The 14,585-nt window shown below is 73.9% G+C and carries 17 protein-coding genes and 1 tRNA gene; 6 read left to right on the top strand and 12 right to left on the bottom strand.

Annotated elements, in window-relative coordinates:
- Window positions 1-27: 27 nt before the first annotated feature.
- The 3 genes from ACI79H_RS13660 to ACI79H_RS13650 are packed head-to-tail and all read left to right on the top strand — an operon-like array spanning window position 28 to window position 3,118.
- A complete protein-coding gene (locus tag ACI79H_RS13660) occupies window positions 28-1,422 on the top strand; it encodes a cystathionine beta-synthase (protein ID WP_456554946.1) in 1,395 nt (464 codons plus the stop codon).
- Window positions 1,419-2,555 carry a cystathionine gamma-synthase gene (locus tag ACI79H_RS13655; protein ID WP_456554945.1) on the top strand — a complete coding sequence of 379 codons (1,137 nt, stop codon included), beginning with the start codon at window positions 1,419-1,421 and terminating at the stop codon, window positions 2,553-2,555. The genes ACI79H_RS13660 and ACI79H_RS13655 overlap by 4 nt, the downstream gene beginning before the upstream one ends.
- Window positions 2,555-3,118, top strand: a complete 564-nt coding sequence (locus ACI79H_RS13650) for a GNAT family N-acetyltransferase (protein ID WP_456554944.1) — start codon at window positions 2,555-2,557, stop codon at window positions 3,116-3,118. Before ACI79H_RS13655 ends, ACI79H_RS13650 begins: the two co-directional genes overlap by 1 nt.
- Here ACI79H_RS13650 and ACI79H_RS13645 read toward each other — a convergent pair.
- Entirely contained in the window at window positions 3,077-3,682 is a 606-nt protein-coding gene (locus tag ACI79H_RS13645; RefSeq protein ID WP_456554943.1) for an HAD family hydrolase, read from the bottom strand. The two genes, ACI79H_RS13650 and ACI79H_RS13645, sit on opposite strands and share 42 nt — an antisense overlap.
- Window positions 3,682-4,452 (bottom strand): type I methionyl aminopeptidase, encoded by a 771-nt coding sequence (map, locus tag ACI79H_RS13640; protein WP_456554942.1) that lies wholly within the window; start codon window positions 4,450-4,452, stop codon window positions 3,682-3,684. Before map ends, ACI79H_RS13645 begins: the two co-directional genes overlap by 1 nt.
- 54 nt (window positions 4,453-4,506) lie before the next feature.
- Between map and ACI79H_RS13635 the strand changes: the two genes are divergently transcribed.
- Window positions 4,507-4,776, top strand: coding sequence for a helix-turn-helix domain-containing protein (locus tag ACI79H_RS13635; RefSeq protein WP_456554941.1), 270 nt, complete (start codon window positions 4,507-4,509; stop codon window positions 4,774-4,776).
- A gap of 2 nt (window positions 4,777-4,778) precedes the next feature.
- On the opposite strand, the gene ACI79H_RS13630 is transcribed toward ACI79H_RS13635, so the two are convergent.
- The 8 genes from ACI79H_RS13630 to ACI79H_RS13595 all read right to left on the bottom strand — a co-directional run bounded on the left by ACI79H_RS13630 (window position 4,779) and on the right by ACI79H_RS13595 (window position 10,750).
- Window positions 4,779-5,087, bottom strand: coding sequence for an antibiotic biosynthesis monooxygenase family protein (locus tag ACI79H_RS13630; RefSeq protein ID WP_456554940.1), 309 nt, complete (start codon window positions 5,085-5,087; stop codon window positions 4,779-4,781).
- Between the two features lie 27 nt (window positions 5,088-5,114).
- Window positions 5,115-5,405: a GNAT family N-acetyltransferase gene (locus tag ACI79H_RS13625; protein WP_456554939.1), complete on the bottom strand. Its 291-nt coding sequence runs from the start codon at window positions 5,403-5,405 to the stop codon at window positions 5,115-5,117.
- A 32-nt stretch (window positions 5,406-5,437) separates the two neighbouring features.
- Window positions 5,438-5,632: a ferredoxin gene (locus ACI79H_RS13620; protein ID WP_456554938.1), complete on the bottom strand. Its 195-nt coding sequence runs from the start codon at window positions 5,630-5,632 to the stop codon at window positions 5,438-5,440.
- Window positions 5,629-6,921: a cytochrome P450 gene (locus tag ACI79H_RS13615; protein WP_456554937.1), complete on the bottom strand. Its 1,293-nt coding sequence runs from the start codon at window positions 6,919-6,921 to the stop codon at window positions 5,629-5,631. Before ACI79H_RS13615 ends, ACI79H_RS13620 begins: the two co-directional genes overlap by 4 nt.
- 120 nt (window positions 6,922-7,041) lie before the next feature.
- Entirely contained in the window at window positions 7,042-8,163 is a 1,122-nt protein-coding gene (locus ACI79H_RS13610; RefSeq protein WP_456554936.1) for an LLM class flavin-dependent oxidoreductase, read from the bottom strand.
- 101 nt (window positions 8,164-8,264) lie between these two features.
- Window positions 8,265-8,351, bottom strand: coding sequence for a putative leader peptide (locus tag ACI79H_RS13605; RefSeq protein WP_456555175.1), 87 nt, complete (start codon window positions 8,349-8,351; stop codon window positions 8,265-8,267).
- A gap of 69 nt (window positions 8,352-8,420) precedes the next feature.
- Window positions 8,421-10,451 (bottom strand): DEAD/DEAH box helicase, encoded by a 2,031-nt coding sequence (locus ACI79H_RS13600; protein WP_456554935.1) that lies wholly within the window; start codon window positions 10,449-10,451, stop codon window positions 8,421-8,423.
- A 222-nt stretch (window positions 10,452-10,673) separates the two neighbouring features.
- A tRNA-Met gene (locus ACI79H_RS13595) sits at window positions 10,674-10,750 on the bottom strand.
- Window positions 10,751-10,904: 154 nt separating this feature from the next.
- Between ACI79H_RS13595 and ACI79H_RS13590 the strand changes: the two genes are divergently transcribed.
- A complete protein-coding gene (locus ACI79H_RS13590; protein ID WP_456554934.1) occupies window positions 10,905-11,348 on the top strand; it encodes a hypothetical protein in 444 nt (147 codons plus the stop codon).
- A 9-nt stretch (window positions 11,349-11,357) separates the two neighbouring features.
- Here the strand turns inward: ACI79H_RS13590 and ACI79H_RS13585 are convergent, their stop codons facing one another.
- Both ACI79H_RS13585 and ACI79H_RS13580 read right to left on the bottom strand, forming a co-directional pair.
- Window positions 11,358-12,239, bottom strand: a complete 882-nt coding sequence (locus tag ACI79H_RS13585) for an alpha/beta fold hydrolase (RefSeq protein ID WP_456554933.1) — start codon at window positions 12,237-12,239, stop codon at window positions 11,358-11,360.
- Entirely contained in the window at window positions 12,236-13,006 is a 771-nt protein-coding gene (locus tag ACI79H_RS13580; RefSeq protein ID WP_456554932.1) for a phytanoyl-CoA dioxygenase family protein, read from the bottom strand. The genes ACI79H_RS13585 and ACI79H_RS13580 overlap by 4 nt, the downstream gene beginning before the upstream one ends.
- Before the next feature lie 173 nt (window positions 13,007-13,179).
- On the opposite strand from ACI79H_RS13580, the gene ACI79H_RS13575 reads away from it, so the two are divergent.
- Entirely contained in the window at window positions 13,180-14,475 is a 1,296-nt protein-coding gene (locus ACI79H_RS13575) for an acyl-CoA dehydrogenase family protein (RefSeq protein WP_456554931.1), read from the top strand.
- Window positions 14,476-14,585 lie beyond the last annotated feature (110 nt).

Genomic DNA, 14,585 nt, shown 5'->3' with positions numbered 1-14,585 from the left:
TGGTCGGGACCCGCGAGGAGGCACGCCGTGCAGTACGCCGAGTCCGTCATCGACCTGGTCGGCAACACCCCGCTGGTGCGGCTGTCGTCGGTCACCCGCGACCTGGGTCCCGACGCGCCGCTGGTGCTCGCGAAGGTCGAGTACCTCAACCCGGGCGGCTCGGTGAAGGACCGGATCGCGGTGCGCATGGTCGACGCCGCGGAGGCCAGCGGCGAGCTGAAGCCGGGGGGGACGATCGTGGAGCCGACCAGCGGCAACACCGGCATCGGCCTGGCACTCGTCGCCCAGCAGCGCGGGTACAGGTGCATCTTCGTCTGCCCCGACAAGGTCGGCCAGGAGAAGGTCAACGTGCTCAAGGCCTACGGCGCCGAGGTCGTCGTCTGCCCGACCGCCGTCGACCCGGCCGACCCGCGGTCGTACTACTCGGTGTCCGACCGGCTCAGCCGCGAGACGCCCGGCGCGTGGAAGCCCGACCAGTACTCGAACCCCAACAACCCGCGCTCGCACTACGAGACCACCGGGCCCGAGCTGTGGGCGCAGACCGAGGGCCGGATCACCCACTTCGTCACCGGGGCCGGCACCGGCGGGACGATCAGCGGCGTCGGCCGCTACCTCAAGGAGGCCTCCGGCGGCCGGGTGCAGGTCATCGGCGCCGACCCCGAGGGCTCGGTCTACTCCGGCGGCACCGGCCGCCCCTACCTGGTCGAGGGCGTCGGTGAGGACTTCTGGCCGACCACCTACGACCAGGAGGTCGCCGACGAGATCATCGCGGTCTCCGACGGCGACTCCTTCGCGATGACCCGCAGGCTGGCCCGCGAGGAGGGGCTGCTCGTGGGCGGCTCCTGCGGCATGGCGGTCGTGGCGGCGCTGCGGGTGGCCGAGCGTCTGACCAGGGACGACGTCCTCGTGGTGCTGCTGCCCGACGGCGGCCGGGGCTACCTGAACAAGATCTTCAACGACACGTGGATGGCCGACTACGGCTTCCTGGAGGCCGCCGGCGGCGAGACCGTCGGCGAGCTGCTGGAGGCGAAGGGCGGGACCACCCCCACCCTGGTGCACACGCACCCGAACGAGACCGTCCGCGACGCCATCGACATCCTCCGGGAGTACGGCGTGAGCCAGGTGCCGGTCGTGCGGGCCGAGCCGCCGGTGACCGCCGGGGAGGTGGTCGGCTCGATCGACGAGAAGACGCTTCTCGACGCCCTGTTCGCCGGCACGGCGTCGTTGGCCGACCGGGTCGAGAAGCACATGTCCCCGCCGCTGCCGATCGTCGGCTCCGGCGAGGCGGTCAGCGCGGCGGTCGCCCAGCTCGGCGGCGCGGATGCGCTGCTCGTGCACGTGGACGGCAAGCCCGCCGGCGTCGTCACCCGGCAGGACGTGCTCGGACACCTGGCCGGGCTCGCGCCTACGGTCGGCTCATGACCGGCTTCAACACCCGCGCCATCCACGCGGGCCAGGACCCCGACCCGGCGACCGGCGCGGTCATCCCGCCGCTGCACCTGACGACGACCTACAAGCAGGACGGCGTCGGCGGGCTGCGCGGCGGCTACGAGTACAGCCGCAGCGGCAACCCGACCCGCGACACGCTGCACGCGGCGCTGGCCGCGCTCGAGGAGGGCAGCACCGCGCTGGCGTTCGCCTCCGGCCTGGCCGCCGAGGACACCCTGCTGCGCACCGTCTGCCGGGCCGGCGACCACGTCGTGCTGGGCGGCGACGCGTACGGCGGCACGTTCCGGCTGATCTCCCGGGTGCTCTCGGAGTGGGGCCTGGAGCACACGCCGGTCGACCTCGACGACGCCGAGGCGCTGCGCGCGGCCATCCGCCCGACCACGCGGGTGGTCTGGTGCGAGACGCCGAGCAACCCGCTGCTGAACATCACCGACATCGAGCGGACGGCGGCGGTCGCGCACGGGGCCGGCGCGCTGCTCGTCGTCGACAACACCTTCGCCTCCCCCTACCTGCAGCGGCCGCTGACGCTGGGGGCCGACGTCGTCGTGCACTCGACGACGAAGTACCTGGGCGGGCACTCCGACGTCGTCGGCGGGGCCCTCGTCACGCGGGACGCCGGCCTCGGCGAGCGGCTGGCCTACAACCACAACGCGATGGGCGCGGTGGCCGGCCCGTTCGACTCCTGGATGGTGCTGCGCAGCCTCAAGACCCTCGGCGTGCGGATGGACCGGCACTGCACCAACGCCGCCCGCGTCGCGGAGTTCCTCAGCGGGCGGCCCGAGGTCGCCGCGGTGCTCTACCCGGGCCTGCCCTCCCACCCGGGGCACGAGGTGGCCGCCCGCCAGATGTCCGGCTTCGGCGGGATGGTCTCCTTCCGCCTCCGTGACGGCGAGGACGCGGCGCTGCGGGTGTGCGAGCGGACCGAGCTGTTCACGCTCGCCGAGTCGCTGGGCGGGGTGGAGTCGCTGATCGAGCACCCCGGCCGGATGACGCACGCCAGCGCCGCCGGTTCCCCGCTGGAGGTGCCGGGCGACCTGGTCCGCCTCTCCGTCGGCATCGAGGACGTCGACGACCTGCTCGCCGACCTGGAGCGGGCGCTGGGCTGATGCCTCCGCCGTACGACGTCCGCGCGGTGCGGGCGCACGAGTGGCGGGAGGCCCGGGCGCTCCGGCTCGCCGCGCTCTCCGACGAGGCGGCGGCCGTCGCCTTCCTCACCACCTACGCGGAGGCGGCCGGTCGCAGCGACGAGTTCTGGGCCGACCAGGTCGCGCGCTCCTCGACCGACGCCGGGCCGGACGCCCCGGCCCGCCAGTTCGTCGCCCTCCACGCGGACGGCACCTGGGTCGGCAGCGTCGTGGCACTGGCCGATGCCGCGGAGACACCATCCGCCAGCAACGTGGTGGCCGTCTACCTGCGGCCCGGCCACCGCGGCCTGGGCGTCCTGCAGCGGTTGCTGGACGAGGCCGCCGGCTGGCTCCGGGAGCGCGGGCTCGGCGAGGCGGCTGCACGTGCACGCCGGCAACGTGCGGGCCCAGCGCGCGTACGCGAAGGCCGGCTTCACCCCGACCGGGGCCCGGTTCGAGAGCAGGATCGGACCCGAGATCGAGATGGTCCGCCCGCTCCGGGCTCAGCCGTAGCGCGCGAGGAACCCTTCGAGCCCGGCCGGTGACCGGTAGCGGTGCGCCCTCAGGCCGACGGCTGCGGCAGCGGCCACGTGCTCGGCGGAGTCGTCCACGAACAGGCACTGCGCCGGCGCCAGCCCCAGGGCCGCGCACACGAGGGCGAAGACCTGCGGATCGGGCTTGGCGACCCGGAGCTCGGCGCTGCTGAAGACCGCGTCGACCTCGTCGTCCAGGGACAGCGCCCGCAGGTCCGACCGGAGCCGGTCGGTGGCGTTGCTCAGCAGGGCCACCCTGCGCAGCCGCCGCTGGGCGCGGACCAGCCCGAGGACGTCCGGGTCGACCTCCCCCACCGGCACCGACCACTCGCGCACGGCCGCCTCGCCGCCGGCGCCGTGCCGCCGGGTGAGCTCCTCGGCGACGCCGGCCCGCCACGCGGCATCGGTGACCCGGCCGGTGACGGTCGGCACCAGCCGGTCGGGAGCGAAGGCGACCGCGGTCAGCGCTCCGTCGGGCAGGCCGTGCCGCCGCTCGATCTCGGCGGTCCGCTGGCTCGTCCAGAGCCGCAGCACCCCGTCCAGATCGATGACCAGCGCCTCCGGACGGGTCCGCATCACAGCGGCAGGGTCAGGATCCGGGGCCCGTCCTCGGTGACGGCGACGGTGTGCTCGACGTGCGCGGCCCGGCTGCCGTCGGCGCTGCGCAGCGTCCACCCGTCGGCGTCGACGGTGTAGTCGTCGCTGCCCCCCGCCAGGAACCACGGCTCGATGGCGATCACCAGCCCGGCGCGCAGCCGCACGCCGCGCCCGGGCCGCCCCTCGTTGGGCACCGACGGCGCCTCGTGCATCGAGCGGCCCACCCCGTGACCGCCCTGGTCGGTGTTGATCCCGCAGCCGCCTGCCCGCCCGACGGCCCCGATCGCTGCGGAGATGTCGCCGACCCGGTTGCCGACGACGGCCGCCGCTATGCCGGCCGCCAGCGCCCGCTCGGTGGTGTCCACGAGCGCCACGTCCTCCGGGCGGGGCGTGCCGATCGGGTAGGTCATCGCCGCGTCCCCGACCCACCCGTCCAGCACCGCGCCGGCGTCGACGCTGAGCAGGTCGCCGTCGAGGAGCTCCTCGGGCGTGGGGATGCCGTGCAGGGCGACGTCGTTCACCGAGAGGCACAGCACGCCGGGGAACGGCGGTGTGGTGGACAGCGGTGCGTAGCCCAGGAACGGCGAGGTGGCGCCGGCGTCGGCCAGCACGTCGCGGGCGATGGCGTCGAGCTGGGTGAGCCGGACGCCGGGCGCCGCGGCGGCCCGCACCGCTGCGTGCATGTCGGCGACCACCGCCCCGGCGGCACGCATGGCGTCCAGCTCCCCGGGGGTCCGTAGCTCGATCACGGTGTTCTCCTCGCAGGCTTCCGGTATTGCTATCCCGGTATTACTATCACGACCATGGTCCGACCCCCGCTGACTGCCGAGGAACGCGAGCGGGGCCGCCGGCTCGGCCTGCTGCTGCGGGGGGCGCGCGGCGACCGGTCACCGGCCGACGTGTCGGCGGCCTCCGGCGTGAGCCTCGAGGTGCTGCGCAAGATCGAGTCCGGCCGCGTGCCGACGCCGACGTTCTTCACGGTTGCGGCGCTGGCGCACGCGCTCGACCTGCCGCTGGACCGGCTGGCCGAGGAGCTCACCGCACCCGCCGACCGCTCCGCGCTCACCGCCTGACCTCAGGCCGGCGGCTCGGCCGTCAGCACGGTGGTGAAGTGCTCGACGACCGGGAACGGGTCGTAGTAGCCGTGCAGCAGCGCCTTCCACTCCTGGTAGGCCGGGCTGCCGCGGAACCCCTCGGTGTGGTCCTCCAGCCGGTCCCACTCCACGAGCAGCAGGTAGCCGGTGTCGCGCTCCAGGCAGCGCGACAGCCGCAGCCCCCGGAAGCCGGGGGCCGCGGCGATGAGGCGCCGGGCCCGGGCGAAGTCCGCCTCGAACGCGGCCTGCTCCCCCGGCCGGACGGTCAGCAGCGCGTGCTCGAGAACCACGCCGCCGACCGTAGCGGCCGAACGGGCTCAGCTCTCCGAGCCCGCGACCAGGTCGGCGTAGTCCTCGTGCTTGCCGATCCAGCCGCGGACGAACGAGCAGCGCGGGACGACCTTCCCGCCCTGGGCGCGGACGTCGTCCAGGGCACCCCGGACGAGCGTGCTGCCCAGACCGGACTGCCCGGCGTCGGGGTCGACCTCCGTGTGCGTGAAGACGACGGTGCCGCCCTCGCGCTGGTAGTCGGCGTGGCCGAGCAGCCGGTCGCCGTCGCGGATCTCGTAGCGGTTCGCGTCCGGCGCGTTGGTGACAGTGGGCTCCATGCCCCGTCCCTACCCGTGGGCGGCCGGTTCGATCACTCGGCCAGGGAGAGCGCCCGCGCGGGGCACTGCTGCACGGCGTCGCGGACGTCGTCCAGCTCGCCGTCGGCGGGTTCCTCGCGGTGCACCTGCAGCACGCCGTCGTCGTCGATCTCGAAGACGTCCGGCGCGAGCGACTCGCACACGCCCGAGGCGACGCAGCGCTCCCGGTCGACCTGGACCCGGCTCATCGCTGACCCGTGAGCCGCGCCGGCAGCCGCTTGAGGCCGTTGACGAACGAGGAGCGCAGCCGGTCCGGCTCGCCGGTGATCTCCAGGTCGGGGCAGATCTCGAACAGCCGGCGGAAGGTGACCGCCAGCTCCCGGCGCGCCAGGTGCGCACCGAGGCAGAAGTGCGGCCCGTGCCCGCCGAAGCCCACGTGGTTGTTCGAGCTGCGGGCGATGTCGAACCGGTGCGGGTCCTCGAAGGCATCGGGGTCGCGGTTGGCCGCGGCGTAGAAGAGCAGGAACTTGTCGCCCTCCTGGAAGGAGTGGCCGTTCACCTCGCCGTCCTGGGTCGCGGTCCGGCGCATCCAGGTGACCGGGCTGACCCAGCGGACGATCTCCTCGACGGCGGTCTTGTCCAGCGACGGGTCGGCCATCCAGCGCTCCCGCTGGTCGGGGTTCTCCGACAGGGCGAACAGGCCCTGCGCGATCGCCGTGCGGGTCGTCTCGTTGCCGGCCACCAGCAGCAGGATGAAGAACGAGGCGATCTCCTGGTGGGTGAGCTTCTCGCCGTCGACCTCGCTGTTCACCAGCGCCGTCGTCAGGTCGTCGGTGGGGTGGGCGACCCGCTCGGCCGCCAACCGCTCCATGAGCGCCGCCATGTTCATGCCGGCCTCGAGCAGCGCGGTGAGCGGGTCCTCCTCGTCGGTCAGCTCGGGGTCGCCGCCGGAGAGGATGGTGTTCGAGGCGTTCAGGACGAGGAGACGGTCCTCCTCGGGAACGCCCATCATGTCGCAGATGATCCGCAGCGGGATGGGGGCGGCGATGTCGGCGACGACGTCGATGCTGCCGTCGCCCGCCTCGGCCTTGGCCCGCGCCTCGGTCAGCACGTCGTCGACGATGCCGACGACGGAGTCGATGACCTGCTCGAGCATCCGCGGCGTGAAGGTCTTGGCCACGATCCGCCGGATCCGCGCGTGCCGCGGGTCGTCCATGCTGATCATCGAGCCGTAGAACTCGCTGAGGTCGGCCGGCAGGTCCTGGATGGACACCGCGCCCTTGCCCGAGCAGAACACGGCGGGCTGGGAGCTGATGGCGTCCAGGTCGGCGAGCCGGGTGACCGCCCAGTAGCCGGGGCCGGCCTCCATGCCCTCCATCACCGGCTCGGCGAAGTGCGCGAAGGGGCGCTCGGCCCGCAGCTTGTCGAAGACCGCGTGCCGGACCGCCGGCGGCTCGGCCCAGAAGTCGCGGTCGGAGAGGTCGATCGCCTCGAGGTCGAGCTCCGGGACGTCGAGCGGGCCGGCAGGGGTGTTCACGGACACGGGGCGCCTCACTGTCGGGCTGGCAAAACGGTCAGCGCTGACGCTAATGAGCCGAGGGGTGACGCACAACACTCAGGGCCGTCCGAGTGCGCCACCCCTCCCCCGGGCGCCCCCTCAGGCGAGGGCGGGCACGCGCAGGTCGGCACCCTCGGCGCCGATCCGGCCCCGCCGGCGCAGCTCGGGCAGCACGCCCTCGCCGACCCAGTACGCCTCCTCGAGGTGCGGCTGGCCGGAGAGGATGAAGTGCTCGATGCCGATCTCCGCGTACTCCTCGATCAGCGACGCGACCTCCGCGTGGCTGCCGACGAACGCCGTCCCGGCCCCGGTGCGCACCAGGCCGTAGCCCGCCCAAAGCCCCGGGTGGATCTCGAGCCGTTCGTTCGCACCCGCCCGCAGCGACGCCTGGCGGCGCTGCCCCTCGCTGTCCGCGGACGAGAACCGCTGCTGGGCCTTGGCGATCACCTGCGGGTCCATGCGGGACTGCAGCCGGGCGGCCTCCGCCCACGCCTCCTCGGAGGTGTCGCGGGCGATGACGTGCGCCCGGATGCCGAAGGTCAGGGTCCGGCCGTGCCGGGCCGCGCGCTGCCGGACGTCGTCGATCAGCTCGGCGACCTGCGCCGGCGGCTCGGTCCAGGTCAGGTAGGTGTCCGCCCGCGCGGCGGCGACCTCCCGGCCGGCGGGGCTCGCGCCGCCGAAGAAGATCTCCGGGGTCGGCGAGGGCACGCTGCGGACGGTGGCGCCGGCGACCCGGTAGTGGGCGCCCTCGAAGTCGAACGGGGCACCGGACCAGGCCCCGCGCAGCACCTGCAGGAACTCGTCGGTGCGCTCGTAGCGCTGGTCGTGGTCCAGCCAGTCGCCGAAGCGGCGCTGCTCCTGCTGGTCGCCACCGGTGACCACGTTGAGCAGCAGCCGCCCGCCCGAGAGCTCCGCGTACGCGGCCGCCTGCTGCGCCGCGAGGGTCGGGGTGATCAGGCCGGGCCGGAACGCGACGAGGAACTTCAGCGTGCTGGTCCGCCCGAGCAGCGCCGCCGTCGTGATCCAGGCGTCCGAGCACCAGGTGCCGGTCGGGGTGAGCACCGCCTCGAACCCGAGCGACTCGGCGGCCAGCGCCACCTGGGCCAGGTAGTCGAGCGTGGGCGCGCGGTCGACCGACGCCGTCCCCTCCTGGTTGACGAAGCCGACGACCTCCCGCCCGTCGCCGGAGGTGGGCAGGAACCAGTGCAGGTGCAGGGACATCTCGGTGCTCCAGGGTGGGATGGGTGCGGCCCGGCGGCGCGACGACGGGGCGCGAAGGAGGTCCGACCGGGTCGCGGTCGGCGGCGAGGTGCGGCGTCAGCTCAGCGACGGGGCGGACACAGCGCGCTGGCGGAGCGCCGCAGGTCCACGTGCACGCGGGTCACCAGAGCGGTGCCGGAGCGCGTCATGCACCATGTCTATCAGCTTGATAGGGATTGATCCAGCAGTGGGCCCCCGGAGCACCGGGCCGGAGGCCGCTACTCCGAGAGCGCGCTGGTGAGCAGGGCGACGAGCGCCTCGAGCTGCACGTCCGTCGACGACGCCACCTCGTCGGAGCCGTCCAGCGCACGGGCGGCGAGCCCGGCCTTGCTGTCGATCAGCTCGGCGATGCGGGCGTCGATGGTCTGCGCGGCGATGATCCGCCACGCGGTGACCGGCTCGGTCTGCCCGATGCGGTGGCTGCGGTCGATGGCCTGGGTCTGCTCCGCATCGGTCCAGGACAGCTCGGCGAGGACGATGTTGGAGGCCACCTGGAGGTTGATGCCGACACCGGCGGCGGTCAGCGAGCACACGGCGACGGCGACCTCGGGGTCGTTCACGAAGGCGTCGATGTTGCGCTGGCGGACCGACGGCGTCTGGTCGCCGCGGATCGCCGCGAACCGGATGCCCTTCTCCGCGAAGGACTCCTCGGCCACGTCCATGACGTCGACGTGCTTGGCGAAGAACACCACCTTGCCGGCGCTGCGGGCCAGCTGGGCGGCGTAGTCGGCGGCCAGGCCGGCCTTCGCCTGCCCGATGCGCCGCATCATCCCGAAGACGTTCTCGCCGGCCTCGGACGAGGTCGCGTCCTTGAGCTCCCACCCGGCGACCTTGCGCACGAGGTCGAGGTCGATGCCCTCCACCACGGTGGCGGACTCCCGGGCGGCCAGCGCGCTCTCGTACCTCTTCACCAGGCGGCGGGCCAGCTCGCGCTCGGCCGCGCGGATCGAGCGGCCGGCCTTGTCGTCCAGCTCGACGGGCAGGTCGGCGATCCGCCGGGCCGGGATGTCGGCGGCCACGTCGACCTTGCGCCGGCGGACGATGCCGAGGTCGATGACGGCCTTGCGCGCCGCCGGGTAGAAGCCGGGGTCGGCCGGGGTCAGCCCGGTGGCCTCCAGCGCGTCCATGAGCGCGCCCAGCGGCTTGCTGTCGTCGATCCAGCCGAGGAACTGCCAGATGGCGCGGAAGTCGTCGATGTCGTTGATCAGCGGGGTGCCGGTCAGCGCCATGAGCAGCGGCCGGGCGGTGCGCGACCGGATGCGCTCGGAGAGCTCCAGCACGTGCTGCGACCGCTGCGAGGTCTTGTTCTTGATGAAGTGCGCCTCGTCGACCACCATGCCGCGGAAGCCGAACTCGCCGAGCCAGCCCACGTGCCGGTCGAGCACCTCGTAGTTGACGACCACGACGTCGGCGAAGCCGTCCACCGTCTCGCCGTTGCCCTGCACGACGGTGGCCTTGCGGTGCGGGGTCCAGCGACCGGCCTCGCGCGCCCAGTTGGTCTTGACCACGTTCGGCACCACGACCAGCAGCGGGTACGCGTCGGCCGCCTCGGCGGCGAGCAGCGACTGCGCCGTCTTGCCCAGGCCGGGCTCGTCGGCGAGCAGGAAGGTCCGGTGGCCGGCCGCGGCCGCGGCCACGAGCTGGCCCTGGTGCGGCATGAGCTGCGAGCCCGCCGGGGTGAAGCGGTCGGTCGGGAAGGGCAGGTCCATGCAGGCCGGGGCGCCGCCGCCGGCGCGCTCGAAGGAGTTGAGCAGCGGGGCCAGGAGCTCCCAGCCGGCCAGGCGGTGCGGCCGGGGGGCCGCCTGCCGGGCGGCCTCGAAGTCCGGCGCGAGGAAGGGGTTGGCCAGCTGCCGGGAGATCACGGACTGCGGGACGACCCGGCGCTCGATCGGGGCCGGCGTCTCCACCACCGGGGCCGGCGGGGGCTCCACCGGCGCCGGCTCGATACCGGCCGCGAGGAGCATCTCGGAGGCCAGCGCCCGGGCCGAGCCCGAGACGACGGCGTCCTCGCCGAGCAACGCCAGCAGCCCGGAGTCGCGGACCGCCGTCCGGGCCAGGATGGTCGCGATCCCTTCGAGCCGCTTGAGCTGCTCGGCCTTGTGGCTCGGGGTGCCGCTCTCGTCGGCCCGGACGCGGGCGCGCTCCTCGCGGGCGACCAGCGCGACGGCCTGGAACTTGGTGCGCACCGAGGCGGTCACCGAGCCCCGCTGCACGGCGGCCTCGACCTCGCGCACGGCGCGTGCGAGCACGGAGATGACGTCCTCCGGTCCGCGGTTGCGTCGCTGACCGCGCGGGGCGGTACGGCGAGCCCCCGACTGGGGCTGGCCTCGTCGAGCCACTGCTCCTCCTCGAGACTGCCGGGCACACGCCTGCCCCGGTGGGGCGCGCAGGGAGTCCTGCGCCGGAGCGGTGCCGTCGACGGCCGATGCGGAAACGGCCCCCACAGTGCGACTGTGAGGGCCGTTCCGTCGTGGTAGCGGGGACAGGATTCGAACCTGCGACCTCTGGGTTATGAGCCCAGCGAGCTACCGAGCTGCTCCACCCCGCGTCGGTAGATGCCACTGTACACGCGCTCCGGAGGGCCGGTCGGCGGGGGTGGCGGCAGGCACCGGAGTGAGTGGTGGGACTGGCCCGTCACGCGACGCACCGGGCGCACGCGCGCCTTCCGGGCGGGGCCGTTCCGCCGACCTACAGTCCGCCCCGTGAGCGGGGATCCGGTGGTGCACCTCTTCGCGGGCGACCCCCAGCCCGTGGAGATCCACCACCGCGGGATCTGGTACTCCGGCGAACTGCTGGGCTGGACGCACACCGCCGGCGGGCGGGTGCTGGTCCGCGTGCGCTGCGTCGTCGACGGGCTGCGGCACTCCACCTGGAAGGACCTGGCCGAGCTGCGGCTGCCGGACCCGGCGCACCCGCCGCGCCTCGAGGCCTTCCCGGCGTCCCCGGAGGTCCCCGGCGCGCCGGACGAGGACACCACCCGCCCGCACGCGCTGCTGGCCGGCGCCCGGTCACGGCCGCCGAAGCCCGAGCACGCCCGGACGCCCCCCGCCGTCCGGATGCCTGCAGCCCGGCCCGCCCCGGTGGGACGCACGGAGCAGCGCAGCAATCCCCATCGCCGCCGGAGCGACGAGCTCAGCCCGGTCTGACCGGAACGCTCAGGCGCCCAGGAAGCCGACGATCCGCCGGTTCACCTCGTCCGGCCGCTCGAGGTGCAGGAAGTGCCCGGCGCCCTCGATCACCGCGACGTCGGACCCGGGCGACAGCACGCTGCGCACCGTCCCGCTGACGTCGGCGGCCATGCAGCCGTCCTGGTCCCCGTGCAGGTAGAGGGTCGGCTGCGGCGGGACGGCGCTCACCGCCTGCTGCTCGGCCGCGAGCTCGGGCGACTGGCGCGACGGGTCGAACAGCGCCCGGTAGTAGCCCAGCGCCGCGCCGAGGTTCTCCGGCGTCCCGAGGGCCCCGCGGACGTGCGCCAGGTCCTCGGCGGCGTCGTAGCCGGGTGACCAGTCCGCCCACAGCCGGGCGATGAAGGCCTGGTCGTCGGCGGCCACCAGGCCGTCGGCCAGCGGGTTCTGGAAGAAGTACATGTAGAACGACCGCTTGATCTGGTCGTAGGAGAAGAAGGAGCCGGCCAGCGCGGGCCCCACCGGCACGGCCATCGCCACGACCCGCCGCCAGCGGTCCGGCGCGCTGCTCGCCGCGCCGTAGGCGGCCTGCGCACCCCAGTCGTGACCGACCAGGACCGCCCGCTCGTCACCCCCCAGCGCCTCGTGCAGCGCGTTCGCGTCCCGGGCCAGCGCCCCGGTCTGGTAGCGCCCGTCCGCGGGGACGTCCGTCGGCGCGTAGCCGCGGGAGAACGGGGCGACGGCGCGGAGACCGGCGGCGGCCAGCTCGGGGAGCAGGTGCCGGTAGGTGTGCGCGGTGTCCGGGAAGCCGTGCAGGCACAGCGCCAGCGGGCCGTCCTCCGGCCCCGCCGTCAGGTAGGTGACCGAGAGGCCACCGGCCTCGACCTGCCGCTCCGCGAGCGCGCCGGTCACGGCTGCAGCACCCGGCGGGGGTGCCGGCCGTCGACGTAGCCGAGGAACGGCGGGTGGATGTTGTAGCCGAGCAGCTCCTGGAGCCGCTCGGGCAGCTCGCGGGCGACCTCCCGCGGCACCGCGAGGGTGTGGTTCTCCTGCGGTCTCAGCCAGGAGGCGGCGTACTCGAGGATGACCCCGAGCCGCGGCCGGTCGGTCCGGTTGGCTCCCCCGCCGTGGATGAGGTTGCCGACGTAGATCAGCACCGAGCCGGCGGGCATCACCGCGGCGACGGTCTCCTCCTCGGTGGCGACCCGGCCCGCCTCCCAGCGGTGGCTGCCGGGCACGAAGCGCGTCGCCCCGTTCTCGACGGTGAAGTCGTCCAGCGGCCACATCGTGTTGACGACGACGTCGCGGCCGGTGCGGGGCAGCGGGTAGACGTCGTCGTCCCGGTGCAGCACCTGCGCCACCTCCCCCGGGCCGATCTGGATGCCGACCGGGGCGCTGAACTGGTAGTGGCCCAGCACGTGGTCCAGGACGCCGAGGACGAGCGGGTGGGTGCCGGGCCCGTCGAAGTACCGGGTCTTGGCGAACAGCGCGTAGACCCGCTGCGTCGAGAAGCCCTCGAAGGAGTTCCGCCCGGTGGAGGTCTCGGCCAGCACCCGCTGGAGGTCCGCCCGCGCGCCGGCCACCCACTCCGGGTCCATCAGCCCCTCGATGAGGACGTAGCCGTCGCGGTCCACCGCCTCGACGGCTTCCTCGACGGTTGCTTCGCGTGTCAGCGCCATTGCTGCTCCCCGAGCGGTCCGTGGCGCGGACGACTCCGTCCGGCCGGCGAGGCGGACCGTAGTGGACCGGCGGGGCCGGGGTCGAGCACGGAGGACGCCGGGTGACGTGCGCCCCACCCCGTTGTGCGACGCTCGTCACCGCCGCCGCACCACCCAGCTGAGAGGGACCCCTGATGCAGAGAGCCGAGCCCGCGGAGCTGTTCGACCTGCGCATGAGCGAGGAGGCCCGGCCGCTCTACGACCGCGTCGTCCGCTTCCTCGAGGACGTGGTCGCTCCGATGCAGGAGGAGTTCCACCGGCTGGGCGAGGGGCGCGCCGACCGGTGGTCGTACGCGCCGGGGCAGCTCGAGGCGCTGGAAGGGGCGAAGACCAAGGCCAAGGAAGCCGGGCTCTGGAACTTCTTCCTGCCGAACTCCGAGGTCGGCGGCCTGACCAACCTCGACTACGCCTACATCGCCGTCGAGCTCGGCAAGTACCCGCTGGGCTCGGAGTCGCTCAACTGCTCGGCCCCGGACACCGGGAACATGGAGGTGCTCGAGCGCGTGGGCACCCCCGAGCAGAAGGAGCGGTGGCTCCAGCCGCTGCTCAACGGCGAGATCCGGTCCGCCTTCGCCATGACCGAGCCCGACGTGGGCAGCTCGGACGCCAAGAACGTCCGGCTGCAGGCGGTGCGGGACGGCGACGACTACGTGCTCAACGGCGAGAAGTACTACATCTCCGGGGCCGGCGACCCGCGCTGCAAGATCATGATCGTCATGTGCCAGACCAACCCGGAGGCACCGGCGCACCAGCAGCAGTCGCAGATCCTGGTGCCCATGGAGACCCCGGGTGTCCAGGTGCTCGAGCCGATGGAGGTCTTCGGCCGGGACGACGCCCCGCACGGCCACATGCGCATCCGCTTCACCGACGTGCGCGTGCCCGCCACGAACATCCTGCTGGGCGAGGGCCGCGGCTTCGAGATCAGCCAGGTGCGTCTGGGTCCGGGCCGGATCCACCACTGCATGCGTGCCATCGGCCAGGGCGAGAAGGCGCTGGAGCTGATGGTCCGCCGGGGGAAGTTCCGCGAGGCGTTCGGCAAGCCGATCCTGAACCTCGGCAAGAACATGGAGACGGTGTCGCGGGCGCGCATCGAGCTCGACGCCTGCCGGCTCATGGTGCTGAAGGCAGCCAAGGCGATGGACGTGCTGGGCAACGCCCAGGCCCGCGTCTACGTCTCCGCGGTGAAGGCGATGGTGCCGGAGAAGGTCTGCCAGATCATCGACCAGGCCATCCAGATCCACGGCGCCACGGGGGTGTCGCAGTGGACGCCCCTGGCCGGCATGTACGCCAGCCAGCGCACGCTGCGCCTGGCCGACGGGCCGGACGAGGTGCACCACTTCGTCGTCGGCCGCGCCGAGGCCGGTCGCTACGACTCGCCGGCTCCCGGCCGGTCGGAGTCCCGCGGTGAGGGCGTCTTCGCCGGCCCGTGAGGCGACGCCCCCACCGGGCGGGTCCGCGCACCCGCCCCGGTGGGCGCCACGGCGCAGCGGCGCCCCAATCCCGCGGGGGCGGCCCCCTCCGCCGGGCCCGCGCGCCGGGT

This window comes from Blastococcus sp. SYSU D01042 (assembly GCF_054050515.1).
Note: the sequence above shows the minus strand (reverse complement) of the source record. Positions and strands in the feature narration are given on the sequence as shown.

Coding starts and splice junctions, on each gene's coding strand:
- ACI79H_RS13655 (WP_456554945.1), top strand. CDS start 1,419: ATGACCGGCTTCAACACCCGCGCCATCCACGCGGGCCAGGACCCCGAC.
- ACI79H_RS13650 (WP_456554944.1), top strand. CDS start 2,555: ATGCCTCCGCCGTACGACGTCCGCGCGGTGCGGGCGCACGAGTGGCGG.
- ACI79H_RS13645 (WP_456554943.1), bottom strand. CDS start 3,682: ATGCGGACCCGTCCGGAGGCGCTGGTCATCGATCTGGACGGGGTGCTG.
- ACI79H_RS13635 (WP_456554941.1), top strand. CDS start 4,507: ATGGTCCGACCCCCGCTGACTGCCGAGGAACGCGAGCGGGGCCGCCGG.
- ACI79H_RS13625 (WP_456554939.1), bottom strand. CDS start 5,405: ATGGAGCCCACTGTCACCAACGCGCCGGACGCGAACCGCTACGAGATC.
- ACI79H_RS13620 (WP_456554938.1), bottom strand. CDS start 5,632: ATGAGCCGGGTCCAGGTCGACCGGGAGCGCTGCGTCGCCTCGGGCGTG.
- ACI79H_RS13610 (WP_456554936.1), bottom strand. CDS start 8,163: ATGTCCCTGCACCTGCACTGGTTCCTGCCCACCTCCGGCGACGGGCGG.
- ACI79H_RS13605 (WP_456555175.1), bottom strand. CDS start 8,351: ATGACGCGCTCCGGCACCGCTCTGGTGACCCGCGTGCACGTGGACCTG.
- ACI79H_RS13580 (WP_456554932.1), bottom strand. CDS start 13,006: ATGGCGCTGACACGCGAAGCAACCGTCGAGGAAGCCGTCGAGGCGGTG.
- ACI79H_RS13575 (WP_456554931.1), top strand. CDS start 13,180: ATGCAGAGAGCCGAGCCCGCGGAGCTGTTCGACCTGCGCATGAGCGAG.